Source organism: Klebsiella sp. I138, from assembly GCF_051131765.1.
Taxonomy (GTDB): Bacteria; Pseudomonadota; Gammaproteobacteria; order Enterobacterales; family Enterobacteriaceae; genus Klebsiella.
This window is the reverse complement of the sequence record NZ_CP180447.1, coordinates 4189831-4204373: the sequence shown is the minus strand read 5'-3', so window position 1 is coordinate 4204373 and position 14543 is coordinate 4189831. Positions and strand designations below refer to the sequence as shown.

The following is a 14543-nucleotide window of genomic DNA, read 5'->3' as shown; positions in this document are numbered from 1 at the left end:
ATTACACCTCAATCAGGACCGCATCATTCGGTTCAAAGTAGAGCGCCAGTTTGTCGCCCGCGCACGGCAGCGGATTGACGTGCGTCATCACGATACGTACCGTTTCGCCGGCTACGTCGCACAGCAGATGGGTCAAATCCCCCTGCCAGTGTACCGACGTCAGCGTAGCATGTAGCCGGTTACTGGCCGCCGAGCGCGGCGCCAGGCTCATATGCTGCGGGCGAATACACAGCAGCTTGTTATTGCCGTGCTGGCCGCCCTGGCTAAACGCCTGCACCAACCCACCGCCGCAGCTGACGCTGACCAGCCCTGGGCCGGAGGTGTCCGTCAGCGCCGTCGCCTGCAGAATATTGGCGCGGCCGAGGAATTCGGCACTGAACCGGTTAGGTGGGTAATGATAAAGCGGGTGTGTTTCCCCATGGGCAATCATCGAACCGTCTTTCATGATGCCAATCTTATCCGCCAGGGTCAGGGCTTCGGTCTGATCGTGGGTGACATAGAGAATGGTCAGCTCCGGCAGCTCGCGATGCAGGCGGGCAATTTCTTCCACCATGTTGTGGCGAATTTGCGCATCCAGCGCCGAGAGCGGCTCGTCGAGCAGCAGCACCCGCGGGCGAACGGCAATGGCACGAGCGATAGCCACACGCTGCTGTTGGCCGCCGGACAGCTGGTGCGGGTAGCGCGTGGCGTAGTCCGCCATGCCAACAATTTTCAGCGCTTCGGTCACCCGTTCACCAATCAGCGCGTTAGGCTGCTTCTGCGCCCGCAGGCCGAAGGCGACGTTATCTTCCACCTTCATATGCGGGAACAGAGCATAGTTTTGCACCACCATGGCCAGACCGCGCTTGTACGGCGGTAGCCCGGTGACATCGGTATCGCCGATCAAAATGCGTCCACCTGCCGGCTGCACAAACCCGGCAATGGCCCGCAGCACCGTGGTTTTCCCGGAACCCGACGGGCCAATCAGGGCCAGCACTTCGCCCGGTTCGATAGTCAGCGACAGCGGTTTCAGCACCACGTTGCCATGATAGGAGACGCGCAGAGAATCGAGGGTTATCCCCGAACTCCCCGTCACTGACGGGGAGTGGGCAGCAGTCGTTTTCATCAACATCAGGCTTACTCGCTGTCGGTCACTTTATGCCAGCGGGCAATGTCTGCCGATAGCGATACGGCAACATCGTCCCAGTTCGGTTCCCAGCTTTTCACACCGTCGAGCGCGGCTTTTGCTGCCTGATAATTACCGTCGGTTGGCGTCACATCGCTGCGAACCGGCAGCCCCCAGGAGAGCGCGCTGACGCTGCTTTGCGCCTGTTTATCCAGCAGGAAGTTGATCAGTTTTTTGCCGTTTTCACTCTGCGGCCCGTTCTGAACCAGGCCCACCGTGTACGGCAGGGCCAGCGCGCTGCGTTCGCCCTTGTCGTCCGCCGGCCAGAAGATTTTCACATTCGGGTTACGCGCAATCTGCGACAGGTTCATCTGCAGGTCGCCGTTGGCCACCAACAGTTCACCTTTATTGACCAGCGCAGTCAGCTTACCGGTCGAGGCGGACGGGCCGACGTTATTGGCCTGCAGTTTGCCGAGATACGTGAAGCCTGCATCTTTACCACCGAGGCTGTGAAAGGCCTGCAACATCACCGCCGTACCGTCACCTGCCTGGCCCGGCGTGGAGTACTGCAATTTATTTTTGTAGCGGCTATCCAGCAGTTCCTGCCAGCTGCCCGGGGCGGTTTTCAACAGCTGGCTGTTATAGATAAAGGTCAGATAGTTGTTAACCAGCGGCGAGTAGCGGGCGTTAACGCCGGGGATTTTTTCGCTGCCCTGGGGAGTAAATTCCGCTAACAGATTTTCTTTAGCCGCACGCTGGATAAACGGCGGGACCGTGACCAGCACGTCAGCCTGTGGGTTGGTGCGTTCTTTTGCCAGTCGCTCAACAATCGCCCCGGAACCCCCCTCCACATACTGCACTTTGATACCCGTCGCTTTGGTGAAGGCGTCAAACTGATTCTGATACCAGCTATTGTCGCCGTCATGCAGGCCGTCAGCGGAATACACCGTGACCACCCCATCGGCCCAAACCGGGGAACTGGTCAGCGCGAAAACGGACAGCAGAGCAAGTCGGGAAAGTTTCATCGTGTAAGCCTCGTTGGGTGGTGATTTTTAATGGTCTATACCAGATTGATTGTCACGCTACCGGGGATTTATGACAAAACGATGAATGAACTGTGTCTAAAGGATGAAAGGCGGAGGAATTCAGGAAGGTTGAACTGCTCAGGGATTTCCCCCTGAGGCGGCGCATAGCGCCTGTCCGGGCTACCTGACGGCGGTAAGTCAGTAGCCCGGAGTCCGGTCAGCGTAGCGCCACCGGGAAATCCCGTACAGGGCCTGCAAACTCAGTGAGTGTCGACTTCAATACGCAGGCTATCGTGGCGCCAGTACTCAATATCGTAATCCAGGATACGTCCGTGTTGATCGTAATTCAGGCGGCGCAGCAGCAGAGCCGGACGCCCTTCCATAACGCCCAGCGCCTCTGCGGCCTGCGGCGGCATTGAGGTGGGATAGAACGACAAATGCATACTGGTATATATCAGGTCGTAATGAGCCTGATAAATCTCGGTCAGACTGCCATTCAGATCGTGGCGCAGCAGCTCCGGCACGCGCGCCGGCAGACAGTGGTTTTCGCTGTAGCAAATCGCGCGCCCGTCGGCGTAGCGCAGGCGCTTGAGCAGATAAACTTGATCGAACGGTTGTAGCGCCAACGGCGCCATCACATCCAGCGGTACGGCTGCCAGCTGGCCGTTCAGCAGCACCGTTTTCGGTTCCCGCCCCTGTTCCAGACACAGCTTGTGGAAGTTGGTATTTTGCGTCGGATCCAGCCACAGGCGCTCCGGCGTGACAAACCAGCCACGGCGATCGGCACGATAAATCACGCCGCTGGCCTCCAGCTGCGCCAGGCTCTCGCGCACCGTAATCCGCGTAGTATTGAAGATCGTACACAGTTCGCGTTCTGACGGCAGCTTATCGCCGCTTTTCAACGCCCCGTTTTCGATACGTGCCTGCAATTGCGCCTTAATCAGCAGGTACTGCGGCGTTTCGCCAGAAGGTGATTTCATGTTGACTCACAAGCAGATTTGATAGCGCCATTATACCCATGGAGATGAATTTTTTGTTGCAGCACGATCTTTTCTTTGACCTTTGGCCCTCACTGTCAGCATCATAAAGCCAATCTGGTATAGACCAATGGTGAAAATAAATGACTTCACGTAATTACCTGCTGCTGACCCCCGGCCCGCTGACCACCTCTCGTACGGTGAAAGAAGCCATGCTGTTCGATAGCTGTACCTGGGATGATGATTACAACCTCGGCGTGGTGCAGGCCATTCGCCAGCAGCTGGTACAGCTGGCAACCCCAGCCGAAGGCTACACCTCAGTACTGCTGCAGGGTAGCGGCAGTTATGCGGTCGAAGCGGTACTCGGCAGCGCAATCGGCCCGCAGGGCAAAGTGCTGATCATCAGCAACGGCGCCTACGGGGCGCGGATGATTGAAATGGCGGAAATGATGGGCATCGCCTGTCACCCGTATGATTGCGGCGAAGTGGCCCGCCCGGACGTCGCGACGATCGAACAGATCCTTCAGGCTGACCCGGCGATCACTCATATTGCCATGGTCCATAGCGAAACCACGACCGGGATGCTTAACCCTATCGAAGAGGTGGCGGCACTGGCGCAGCGCTACGATAAACGCTACATCGTTGATGCGATGAGCAGCTTCGGCGGTATTCCGCTGGACGTCGCCGCGCTGAATATTGATTACCTGATTAGCTCAGCCAACAAGTGCATTCAGGGCGTACCGGGCTTCGCTTTTGTTATTGCCCGCCAGAGCGAACTGGAAACCTGCAAAGGCCGCTCGCGCTCGCTGTCGCTGGACCTGTATGCCCAGTGGCGCTGCATGGAAGATAATCACGGAAAATGGCGCTTCACCTCCCCTACCCACACCGTGCTGGCCTTTGCCCAGGCGCTCAAAGAGCTGGCCGACGAGGGCGGCGTGGCCGCACGCCACCGCCGCTACAGCGATAACCAGCGTCGCCTGGTGGCCGGGATGCGCGCGCTGGGCTTTCAGCCGCTGCTGGATGACAGCCTTCATTCGCCAATCATTACCGCTTTTTACTCACCTGATGCACCGCAGTATCGCTTCAAAGCGTTCTACCAGAAACTGAAAGAGCAGGGCTTCGTTATCTACCCGGGCAAAGTCTCGCAGAGCGACTGTTTCCGTATTGGCAACATTGGCGAGGTTTACGCCGCCGACATCACCGCCCTGCTGACCGCTATCGACAATGCCATGTACTGGACACACTAAGGAACCGCCATGAACCGTATTACCGCACTGATCCTTGACTGGGCTGGCACCACCGTGGATTTCGGCTCCTTCGCGCCGACGCAAATTTTCGTCGAGGCCTTTCATCAGGCGTTTGATGTCGATATCACGCTGGCGGAAGCTCGCGTACCAATGGGGCTCGGCAAGTGGCAGCATATTGAAGCACTAGGCCAGTTACCTTCCGTGGATGCCCGCTGGCAGGCGAAATTTGGCCGTTCGATGACCGCCGCCGATATTGATGCGATTTATGCTGCCTTTATGCCGCTGCAAATCGCTAAAGTGGTCGACTTTTCCGCGCCAATTGCCGGAGTCGTCGACACCATTAACGCACTTCGCGCCGAAGGACTGAAAATAGGTTCCTGTTCTGGCTACCCGCGCCCGGTGATGGAAAAGCTGGTGCCTGCCGCCGCCGCTCACGGCTATGCCCCGGACTATTGGGTCGCCACCGATGACCTCGCGGCCGGTGGTCGCCCCGGTCCATGGATGGCGCTGCAAAACGTGGTGGTTCTGGGCATTGATGCGGTCTCCCACTGTGTAAAAGTGGACGATGCCGTGCCGGGGATTACCGAAGGACTGAACGCCGGGATGTGGAGCGTCGGACTGGCGGTTTCCGGTAACGAGTTTGGCGCCACCTGGGAAGAATATCAGGCGATGACGGGAGAAGAGATCGCGACCCGCCGCGAGCGCGCGGCCGAGAAACTCTACGCCGCCGGCGCCCATTATGTTGTCGATACGCTGGCAGACCTGCCGGAAGTGATTGCCGACATCAACGACCGGCTGGCAAAGGGCGAACGCCCGTAAGTTACACCCTCTTTCCCCGGGCGACGGCATCCCCCTTGCCCGGGCAACCGTCTCCACGGAGAATTGTCTTCGCTACACGCGGACTTTGACCGCCACCAGCAGGCCGGTCAACAGCATCAACGCCCCGGAAATCACCAGCGGTGACAGCAGGCCAAGGTGATCCAGCGCCACGCCACCCACCGCCGCACCGCAGGTATTGGCCAGTTGAATGACTGCTACCTGGATCGAACCGGCTTTTTCTGCCTGGTCAGAGAGCGAGCGGGTAATCCACGTTGACCACCCGACCGGAATCAGCGCAAACGCAAAGCCCCAGATAATCGCCACCGTCGACGCCACAACCTGGCTTTCGCCCCACAGCACCAGCACCGTCGCACTTATCGCCAACAGCAGCGGCGCCGCCGTTAAAGCCGCCTTCACCGAGCGTTTGAGGATCATCGACGACAGCGAGGTGCCGATAAAGCTGGCAATACCGAAGCTCAGCAACACCAGCGTCAGGCCGTCAACATCAAAACCGGCGAGAGTCATGTAGACCGGGCGAATATAGGTAAAGAAGGCAAACTGCCCGGCAAAGGCCATAAAAATGGCGCACATCCCGGCCATCACCCCGGGGCGTTTCAGCAGACCGAACATATTTTGCTGTTGATGCGGCGCTTCACCGGGCAGGGAAGGCAGCACTTTCACCACCCAGAGCGTGCAGAGTACGCCCATAACCGCCGCCGCATTAAAGACGTTACGCCAGCCGATAACGCCGCCCAAAAAGCTACCCAACGGGGCGGCAATCACCAGCGCAATCGACACCGCACCGAAGATAACCGACAGCGCTTTTGGCACCACCCGCATCGGGACAAGACGCATCGTCAGTGAGGCGGACATCGCCCAGAAGCCACCCAGCGCCAGCCCCAGGCAGGCACGGCCGACCAGCAGCAAAGCAAAGCTATTGGCAAAAGAGACCAGCAGGCAGGAGACCGTCAGCAGAACCGAGAAGAGGATCACCACATAGCGGCGATCGGTGCTGCGAATGATGGTGGTGATAAACAGGCTGGAGAACATGGCCACAAAAGCCGTGGTGGTGACCGACTGGCCGGCCAGGCCTTCAGAGATCCCCAGATCCTGGGCCATCGGCGTGAGCAGGCTAACCGGTAAAAACTCAACGGTAATCAGGCAGGCCACGCAAAAGGCCACCGCGAAGACCGCCGACCAGTTTGGCCGCGCTAACTCGCTGGCGTGTTGTTTGGCTTCATTCAGAGGAGTCATGAGTTACCTGCAAGGTTGAATGGCGGAAAAGCTGCGCAGTGTAACATTTTGTGTGTGACTAATTTAACGTTTCGACAACTTTAAGCTTGATTCTTGCGGATAAACGGCTGACGAGCCTGCCACACAAGGCTCGCCAGCGCTCAGACGATAAAATTAACCGCGCTGCGCTTTTTTGGCCGCCGTAGCCAGGCCGCAGATCCACTCCTGATGTCCGTTAATCATCGGATTCGGCAGTGTCTGGGCCAGCGCCTGGGCCGGTGCGCCTTTTTGCGACTCCTGAGTCAGAATACGCACGCGGCCGCCGGGTAAATCCTCGAACAGCCAGGCGTGGATCACATCCAGCCGCGTGGTTTCATCACCTTCTGCCCAGCCGTGCCAGGCAACGCGTGCTGCCTCCCCGGCCACTGGTGGAACATATTCGGTGACCTGCGCTTCAATAGGGAAGCCAAACGTGGAGAAACGGAAGCGGGCGTTGGCGCTTAGCGTCGGTCCGCTACCGTCATGAAAACGGATATCGGCCACGTTGCTGTAATAGGTTGGCCATAGCGTGGTGTCGTCGAGCTGCGCCCAGATCTCCGCCGCCGTCAGGCCGCTGACAATGATTTCGTTGGAGGCAAAGTTATCGGTGGTGCCGGGCAGGTAATCTTCCGGCCAGACGATGGCGCGTTGTTGCATTGACTGTTTCATAAAAGACCTCGTAAGTTTGCGATTTCACGAGGCCCATCATCCGTCCGGGAGTGATATAAATCTAATCACCATCATTGATTATGATCATCACACAATCTGATATCAATGCAGCCAGTGCACACCATCCTCAGGTGAAAACAGCGCGTTATAGCGCTGCTGCAGGGCAACAATCTCGCTTAGCTCCGGGTCCAGCTCTCGCAGGAAGCCCTGCGCCAGACGAATTTGCGCATCGGTAATCGGTGCCGCCAGGCGGGCTTTTTGCATCTGACGGTACCAGTAGTGCAGGTTCTGCTCGCTGCCATCCACAATACCCACCTGCCAGATCAGCAGTACCTGTGCAGCGTTTTGCAGATGCGCCTCATTGGGGCGTTCAAGATAATGAAGGTACTCATTGCCAGCGGTTTTCCCCAGTTGGTCGATCATCGATTCCAGCGGCACCGGGGTAATGGCTAACCGTTCGCTCAGGCGGCGAATAGCACGGCGTGAATCAGAGGTAAGCACCCGAAAACCGACAACAAATACTACCACCAGCGTGGCCAATCCTAACCAGATCATGCTTCCTCTCAATCTACCGCAGCCCCACTATCATAATGGGAATTTGCGCGCTGTCGACTCCCCGGCGTACCATAATGTGACTTATCGCCGTTGCGGATGTCCATCATGAAATCTGATATCAGAAACCTCGATCTGAATCTGCTAAAAGCGCTGGATGCGCTGCTTGATGAACGGAGCGTAACCCGGGCGGCGACGCGGCTTTCCCTGACGCAGCCGGCGGTCAGCGGCATGCTCACGCGGCTGCGGGAAGCCTTTAACGACCCGCTGTTTGTCCGCGCCCCGCACGGTATGGTCCCCACCCTGCGCGCACAGGCGCTGGCCTCACCGGTTAAGCAGCTGCTGGCCGATGCCGAAGCGCTGCTGTATCCGGCCACTTTCGATCCGCTCGAGGCCAATTTTACCTGGACGATTGCCGCAACCGACTATGCGCTAAAAGCGGTGATCGTGCCGTTTATCGCCGCGCTGAAATCTCAGGCGCCGGGCATTCGCGTCCGTATCATTGCGGAATCTCCGCAGACGCTCTTCGCCCAGACCGAACGAGGCGATGTCGATATTGCTCTGCTGACGCCCTATTCAACGCCGCCCGAGCTCCACAGCCGGGCGTTGTATCAGGAGGAGTATGTGTGCCTGATGCGGGCGGATCATCCCCAGGCCGACGCACCGTTAACCCTCGATCTCTTCTGCTCACTGGAACATATCCTGGTCTCGTGGCAGGGTGACAGTTTTCGCGGCGTAACCGACGAGGCGCTGGCAGCATTGGGGCGTTCCCGCCGGGTGGGGTTATCGGTGAGCAGTTTTCTGGTGCTGCCGGAGATTCTGGCGGTCAGCGATATGATAGCCGTAGTGCCGCGCCGGCTGGCGAAGATGGCTGGCGGGATGCACATCGCCCCGCCGCCGCTGGCAATACCGGGTTTCACCAAAAGTATGGCCTGGCACGAACGTAGCCACCGCGACCCGGCGCAGCAGTGGCTGCGGGAGCTGTTGTTCAATACTAATCAGAAAAAGTAAACAAACCTATTAAAAAGAAACGAAACAAGCCATAAATATGTACATGAGCGCATATTATTTAACACATTATCCGCATCATAACTTTAATCTAGCCACCTCATAGGGACACTCGTGAATTATAAAATCAAAGCACGAATAGTTTAAATAAAAGGGGACAGAGTCAATTGCGGCGCAATTGAACAAATAACAACCAAATCTCTCATGTTTAATAATCTACTTAATACTCATTTTTGACACCCATCACAAAAACAGCGTCATCTCATTGATAAAAATACCCCCGAATTCAGTACGAACTTTCACTTATTGTAAAATTTAAAATTAATAGGAAACCATTATGGGAACAGTTAGCTCAGGCTCTGCTCATAAAATGGGAGTCATTGCCCTGACATTAGTGACCGCATCAAACATGATGGGGTCTGGTGTATTTATGCTACCGACTAATTTGGCAGGCATTGGTTCTATCTCAATATGGGGATGGGTATTTACCATTATCGGAGTTATTGCACTTGCATTAGTTTTTGCTAAAACCAGTCTCATTACACCACGTACGGGGGGAATCGTTGCATATGCCAGCGATGCTTTTGGACCATTTATCGGATTTCAAACTACCATCTGCTACTGGATAAGCGCCTGGGTTGGTAATGTTGCATTACTGGTTGCTGGCGTTGGATATCTAAGTTTCTTTTTTCCAGAATTAAGAAATCCAGCCTATGGCTGCATCGCTGCCATTATTATCTTATGGGCCTTTGTGTTCCTTGCTAGCTTCGGCGCAAGAGTCGCAGGTCGAGCGCAGTCTTTCACTGCAACCTGTGGGCTTATCGTTATTTTAGGTGTGGGATTGATTGGTTGGTTCTGGTTTAGCCCAGAAACGTATTCCGAAGTTTATAATGCGACCGGCCGCAGCAACTCCTCCGCTATTATCTCAGCGTCTTCTATTGCGCTCTGGGGATTCTTAGGGATTGAATCAGCGGTAGTCTCAACAGGACAAGTCGAAAACCCAGAACGCACCGTGCCCCGCGCGACGGTGATGGGCTTACTTATTGCCTCTGTATGCTATGTCGGTAGCTGCACCGTCATTATGGGTCTGGTTCCGCACCATGTTCTGATCTCCTCGGCTGCACCATTCGCAGACGCAGCTCGCTACATGTTTGGTAATATGGCGGGTAACATTGCCTCCGCGTTGAGTATTATTGCTTGCTTTGGTTCAATCTCCGGTTGGCTTATTTTGCAGTCAGAAGGGCCACGTGCAGGTGCTCAGCAAGGCCTGTTCCCTAAATTTTTCTCTGACACCAATAAACAAGATGTACCGATGAAAAGCCTCATTTTTACCGGTATTCTGATGAGCATTGTATTATTACTTACTGCCTCACCAAACCTGGCCAAGCAGTTTGAAGTTATTATCTTAATGTCAGTATTCGCTTCTTTGCTACCTTATATGTATGCCCTGATTTCCTTACCTATCATTCTCGTATCAAAGAAAATAAACCGCGGCAGCACCTTTATGTTCTATTGCACACTTGTTGTCATTGGCATGATCTACTGCATTTTCGCTTTGCTTGGCTCAGGCAGTGATTCCATGTTCTGGGGAATCCTCATGATGATGGTAACTATTCCTTTATTTTCTTTCGTGGCTGCCGGTAAAAGTAAAAAAGGCCAAACCATTCTCTACTTAGACAAATAAATCCAGATATATAAATAAGAACACCAAGGAGTTTAAAATGACATTATCCATTAGCGATCAAAATAAACTTGATTCTTTCTGGTCATACTGTGTAAAAAATCAATATTTTAACATCGGATATCCTGAGTCTGCTGATTTTGATTACACTATTCTTGAACGATTCATGCGCTTCTCTATCAACAACTGCGGTGACTGGGGGGAATATTGCAATTATTTGTTAAACTCATTTGATTTCGAAAAAGAGGTCATGGAGTACTTCGCCCAGCTGTTTAAAATCCCATTTGAAGAAAGCTGGGGGTATGTGACGAATGGAGGCACCGAAGGCAATATGTTTGGCTGCTATCTGGGGCGGGAGATTTTCCCCAATGGCACTTTGTATTACTCAAAAGATACCCATTACTCCGTGGCAAAAATCGTCAAACTGTTACGCATCAAATCAACACTTGTTGAATCACAGCCCAATGGTGAGATGGATTACGCCGATTTAGTCAAAAAAATCAAACGCGATAATGAAAAACATCCGATTATTTTTGCAAATATCGGGACGACCGTTCGCGGAGCCATTGATAATATTGCGACAATTCAAGAAAAAATTAACGAGTTAGGGATTGAACGTAAAGACTATTATCTTCACGCTGACGCGGCGCTTAGCGGAATGATCTTACCTTTCGTTAACGACCCGCAGCCATTTAATTTCGCTGACGGAATTGATTCTATTGGTGTTTCTGGGCATAAAATGATTGGGTCTCCCATTCCTTGCGGTATTGTTGTAGCCAAAAAGAAAAATGTCGATCGTATCTCTGTAGAAATTGATTATATCTCTGCTCACGATAAAACTATTTCTGGCTCTCGTAACGGCCACACCCCACTCATGATGTGGGAGGCGATTCGAAGCCACTCATGGAGTGAATGGCAGCGCCGCATCGAACGAAGCCTAAATATGGCTCAATATGCCGTCGACCGTTTCCAGTCTGCCGGGGTTGATGCCTGGCGCAACAAAAACTCCATCACCGTCGTCTTCCCTTGCCCATCAGAGGCCGTCTGGAAAAAACATTGCCTGGCCACGTCAGGGGATATTGCCCATCTCATCGCCACAGCACACCACCTTGATTCCAGCAAAATTGATGAGTTGATTGATGACGTGATAGCCGACTTGAAAAAACAGGCCGCTTAGTAAAAGGGCAGTGATAACCATCCACTGCCCTCCAGGACCGACGTCACCGATGCCGAGACCAATCAATATCGGTGCGTCCTTCAGGCTCTGTGTCAACAGAGCCTTGATTCAGATTACCGCTTTGTCGATATGTTGCAACGACAAAATTGTGCCTGAGACATTCACCGGGGAGACATCAGACTCCGCTGCGACTGTTTTTCATCATCCACCTAATGGGGACTGGCATGAGTAAATGCTGTGCGAGAACAAATCAGATGGGACTGCTCGCCCTGACAGTGATGACGGCATCAAATATGATGGGAAGTGGCGTCTTTATGCTCCCCGCCACACTCGCGCGCATTGGTGCGATTTCCGTGTGGGGGTGGGGGGTCGCTTTTTTAGTCATTACCGCATTAGCACTCATTTTTTGCAAAATGAGTGCATTATTTCCACGTAATGGTGGGATTATTGCCAGCATTACAGCGAGTTTTGGCCCTTTCATTGGCCTGCAAATGACACTGTTTTACTGGCTATCAACCTGGATTGGCAACTGTGCCTTACTACTTGCCGGTGTAGGCTATCTCTCCTATTTCTTTCCCTCGCTGCACAACCCTCTCTACGGCACCAGCGCTTGTATTATCTTGCTGTGGCTCTCCGTCCTATGGGGATTAAGAGGTGCAAAGCTAATGGGATACGCTCAGCTTTTTACCGGCGGGTGCATGGTCATCGTCATCCTGAGCATTGGTGTTCTGGGTTGGTGGCATTTTGATACCGGGCGTTATCAGATGAGCTGGAATGTCAGCAACCATAGCGACCTGCAAGCCATTATCAACGCTGCCATGATCTCTTTATGGGGATTTCTCGGCATTGAATCGGCATCAGTCTCTTATGGGCAAGTAAAAAATCCTCGTCGTACCGTCCCTCTGGCGACATTACTTGGCTTAGCCATTGCTGGTTTATGCTATGCCACATCTACCAATGTCATGATGGGCATACTGCCACATGATGTTCTGGTGAATTCGTCCTCCCCCTTTGCCGACAGCGCTGCCGCGATGTGGGGAAAAGTTGCCGGTTCTCTCATTTCCGGTATGGTAGTTATTGCCTGTCTTGGCGCGATGCCTGGCTGGCAAATTCTACAAACCGAAGTCCCCAGAGCCGCCGCAGAGGACGGACTTTTACCGGATTTTTTTGCACGAATAAACCGCCATGGTGTTCCGTGGGCAGGGCTCGTTTTCACTGCCTCTTTGATGACCTTACTCCTGCTGCTAACGCTTTCACCTGATTTACAAAGCCAGTTCAAAACCATTATTACCCTGGCCATCTCTGCCAGCCTACTGCCATACGCTTTTGCAGCCATATCACTACCGGTAATGATGGTCGTCAACCACCAGGAGAAGAAAAATTTCTACGGCTACTGCTGCCTCAGCGTTGTTGCGCTTTGTTTCATCACATTGGCCCTTATGACAGAAAGCTCGGCAACGGTGGTATGGGGGATTGTTTTACAGCTGGCGACCCTCCCTCTTTATCTTTTCTACATTGCCAGGCGCCACCGTCAAACAAAGGGCGCCTCTGAAACACGTTCAACTAAATCATCTTTTTCTAAGTTAAGTAAGGAGTTGCTATGAGCAGGATCCAGGCTATACGAGGTATGAGAGACGTTCTTCCGGATGAAACCCCCATGTGGCAGTGGTTGGAAAGAAAGCTCCACCATATGGCGTTTCGTTACGGTTATCAGGAGATGCGGTTGCCACTGCTCGAGCCCGTGACGCTATTTGAGCGAGCCGTTGGTGAGGCTACCGATATTGTTTCAAAAGAAATGTATGATTTTACGGATAAAAGCGGTGAACATATCACCCTGAGACCGGAAGGAACCAGCGGCTGTATGCGTGCAGTACTGGAAAATAATATGTGCTACAACAGGTCTCAGCGTTTGTGGTATCAAGGGCCGATGTTTCGTTATGAGCGCCCACAAAAGGGCCGCTTACGCCAGTTTACGCAATTTGGTATCGAAGCATTCGGTATGTCCGGCGCCGACGTGGATGCCGAGCTCATTTTTATGGTCCGGGATCTCTTCGAAGATTTAAATATCACGCAGAACGTCCGCCTTGAAATAAATTCACTGGGCACATCCGCAGAACGGCAGGCGCATCGCGAAGAACTGGTCAAATGGTTTACTCAGCATGCCGATCTCCTCGACGAGGATAGTGTAAAACGCCTTGCTATTAACCCATTACGAATTCTCGATAGCAAAAATCCTGATATTCAAAACGTTATCGAACAAGCTCCACGTCTGCTTGATTTTTTGGGCGAGGAATCTCGTCAGCATTTTGATACCTTACGGACGATTTTAGATAATGCCGGAATTACCTATCGGATTAACCCACGTTTGGTCCGAGGTTTAGATTATTACTCTCGAACCGTCTTTGAATGGGTAACAGATGATTTAGGCTCTCAGGGGACAGTGTGCGGTGGCGGACGCTACGATGGCCTCGCAGAGCTGTTTAGCGGCAAGAGACTTCCTGCATGCGGTTTTGCCATCGGCATTGAACGTTTACTCTTACTGCTGCAAACCGTTTCTGACGGCCAGAATCCGCAATGGCAATCAGCACCTGATATCGCCATTACCAGCGAGTTAAGTGATGGAGGTGTTCGCGCGCAAATGCTGGCTTGCTTGCTGCGAAGAGACTTGCCAGGTTTAAATGTGTTGACTGATTGCAGTGGCGCGAAATTAAAACGCCAGCATCAAAATGCACTTAAAAGTGGTTGCCAATACGTTCTTACAATTAACTCTGATGAAAATCTTCGCCTTTGGAATCTACAAAATAACAAGCAAGAATCAATGACCATAGAGGAAATAAAATCACAGATTTCTGAAATTAGTCACAAATAGAAAACTGAGCTATCAAACTACCCTTGTTGTTTTTTGGTAGCTCTTGTAAGATATTCAAACATGGGAATAGAAATGGTTAACACCATGATAAACAGACTAAAATAACCATCGCAGTTTCCTCCTTATATTATCACTTACTAAA

The 14543-nt window shown here is 53.1% G+C and carries 13 protein-coding genes; 7 read left to right on the top strand and 6 right to left on the bottom strand.

Annotation, left to right across the window (positions count from 1 at the left end; genetic code table 11):
* Nucleotide 1 precedes the first annotated feature (1 nt).
* The 3 genes from phnT to phnR all read right to left on the bottom strand — a co-directional run bounded on the left by phnT (nt 2) and on the right by phnR (nt 3110).
* Nucleotides 2–1111, bottom strand: a complete 1110-nt coding sequence (gene phnT / locus ACMYSK_RS19620) for a 2-aminoethylphosphonate ABC transport system ATP-binding subunit PhnT (protein WP_434637942.1) — start codon at nt 1109–1111, stop codon at nt 2–4.
* Nucleotides 1112–1116: 5 nt separating this feature from the next.
* The gene (gene phnS, locus ACMYSK_RS19615; protein WP_434637940.1) at nt 1117–2130 is read right to left on the bottom strand and encodes a 2-aminoethylphosphonate ABC transporter substrate-binding protein; all 1014 of its coding nucleotides are present in this window, start codon (nt 2128–2130) and stop codon (nt 1117–1119) included.
* Between the two features lie 260 nt (nt 2131–2390).
* Entirely contained in the window at nt 2391–3110 is a 720-nt protein-coding gene (gene phnR / locus ACMYSK_RS19610) for a phosphonate utilization transcriptional regulator PhnR (RefSeq protein ID WP_434637938.1), read from the bottom strand.
* Nucleotides 3111–3250: 140 nt separating this feature from the next.
* Between phnR and phnW the strand changes: the two genes are divergently transcribed.
* Both phnW and phnX read left to right on the top strand, forming a co-directional pair.
* Nucleotides 3251–4354: a 2-aminoethylphosphonate--pyruvate transaminase gene (gene phnW, locus ACMYSK_RS19605; RefSeq protein WP_434637936.1), complete on the top strand. Its 1104-nt coding sequence runs from the start codon at nt 3251–3253 to the stop codon at nt 4352–4354.
* 9 nt (nt 4355–4363) lie between these two features.
* Nucleotides 4364–5173, top strand: coding sequence for a phosphonoacetaldehyde hydrolase (phnX, locus tag ACMYSK_RS19600; RefSeq protein WP_434637934.1), 810 nt, complete (start codon nt 4364–4366; stop codon nt 5171–5173).
* Nucleotides 5174–5245: 72 nt separating this feature from the next.
* Here phnX and nepI read toward each other — a convergent pair whose 3' ends face one another.
* The 3 genes from nepI to ACMYSK_RS19585 form a co-directional block, all read right to left on the bottom strand.
* Nucleotides 5246–6427, bottom strand: a complete 1182-nt coding sequence (nepI, locus tag ACMYSK_RS19595) for a purine ribonucleoside efflux pump NepI (RefSeq protein WP_434637932.1) — start codon at nt 6425–6427, stop codon at nt 5246–5248.
* Nucleotides 6428–6580: 153 nt separating this feature from the next.
* On the bottom strand, nt 6581–7102 hold the full coding sequence (locus ACMYSK_RS19590) for an SRPBCC domain-containing protein (protein ID WP_434644231.1): 522 nt from the start codon (nt 7100–7102) through the stop codon (nt 6581–6583).
* A 114-nt stretch (nt 7103–7216) separates the two neighbouring features.
* On the bottom strand, nt 7217–7669 hold the full coding sequence (locus tag ACMYSK_RS19585) for a DUF1198 family protein (RefSeq protein ID WP_434637931.1): 453 nt from the start codon (nt 7667–7669) through the stop codon (nt 7217–7219).
* A 105-nt stretch (nt 7670–7774) separates the two neighbouring features.
* Here ACMYSK_RS19585 and ACMYSK_RS19580 point away from each other — a divergent pair, with 105 nt between their 5' ends.
* From ACMYSK_RS19580 to hisS, 5 genes are all read left to right on the top strand, one after another.
* Entirely contained in the window at nt 7775–8677 is a 903-nt protein-coding gene (locus ACMYSK_RS19580) for a LysR family transcriptional regulator (protein WP_434637929.1), read from the top strand.
* 334 nt (nt 8678–9011) lie between these two features.
* Entirely contained in the window at nt 9012–10358 is a 1347-nt protein-coding gene (gene hdcC / locus ACMYSK_RS19575; RefSeq protein ID WP_434637927.1) for a histidine-histamine antiporter, read from the top strand.
* Nucleotides 10359–10395: 37 nt separating this feature from the next.
* Nucleotides 10396–11532, top strand: coding sequence for a histidine decarboxylase (locus ACMYSK_RS19570; protein ID WP_434637926.1), 1137 nt, complete (start codon nt 10396–10398; stop codon nt 11530–11532).
* Nucleotides 11533–11786: 254 nt separating this feature from the next.
* Entirely contained in the window at nt 11787–13136 is a 1350-nt protein-coding gene (locus ACMYSK_RS19565; protein ID WP_434644228.1) for an amino acid permease, read from the top strand.
* Entirely contained in the window at nt 13133–14401 is a 1269-nt protein-coding gene (gene hisS / locus ACMYSK_RS19560) for a histidine--tRNA ligase (protein WP_434637924.1), read from the top strand. Before ACMYSK_RS19565 ends, hisS begins: the two co-directional genes overlap by 4 nt.
* Nucleotides 14402–14543: the final 142 nt, after the last annotated feature.

Coding starts and splice junctions, on each gene's coding strand:
- phnT (WP_434637942.1), bottom strand. CDS start 1,111: ATGTTGATGAAAACGACTGCTGCCCACTCCCCGTCAGTGACGGGGAGT.
- phnS (WP_434637940.1), bottom strand. CDS start 2,130: ATGAAACTTTCCCGACTTGCTCTGCTGTCCGTTTTCGCGCTGACCAGT.
- phnR (WP_434637938.1), bottom strand. CDS start 3,110: ATGAAATCACCTTCTGGCGAAACGCCGCAGTACCTGCTGATTAAGGCG.
- phnW (WP_434637936.1), top strand. CDS start 3,251: ATGACTTCACGTAATTACCTGCTGCTGACCCCCGGCCCGCTGACCACC.
- phnX (WP_434637934.1), top strand. CDS start 4,364: ATGAACCGTATTACCGCACTGATCCTTGACTGGGCTGGCACCACCGTG.
- nepI (WP_434637932.1), bottom strand. CDS start 6,427: ATGACTCCTCTGAATGAAGCCAAACAACACGCCAGCGAGTTAGCGCGG.
- ACMYSK_RS19590 (WP_434644231.1), bottom strand. CDS start 7,102: ATGCAACAACGCGCCATCGTCTGGCCGGAAGATTACCTGCCCGGCACC.
- ACMYSK_RS19585 (WP_434637931.1), bottom strand. CDS start 7,669: ATGATCTGGTTAGGATTGGCCACGCTGGTGGTAGTATTTGTTGTCGGT.
- ACMYSK_RS19580 (WP_434637929.1), top strand. CDS start 7,775: ATGAAATCTGATATCAGAAACCTCGATCTGAATCTGCTAAAAGCGCTG.
- hdcC (WP_434637927.1), top strand. CDS start 9,012: ATGGGAACAGTTAGCTCAGGCTCTGCTCATAAAATGGGAGTCATTGCC.
- ACMYSK_RS19570 (WP_434637926.1), top strand. CDS start 10,396: ATGACATTATCCATTAGCGATCAAAATAAACTTGATTCTTTCTGGTCA.
- ACMYSK_RS19565 (WP_434644228.1), top strand. CDS start 11,787: ATGGGACTGCTCGCCCTGACAGTGATGACGGCATCAAATATGATGGGA.
- hisS (WP_434637924.1), top strand. CDS start 13,133: ATGAGCAGGATCCAGGCTATACGAGGTATGAGAGACGTTCTTCCGGAT.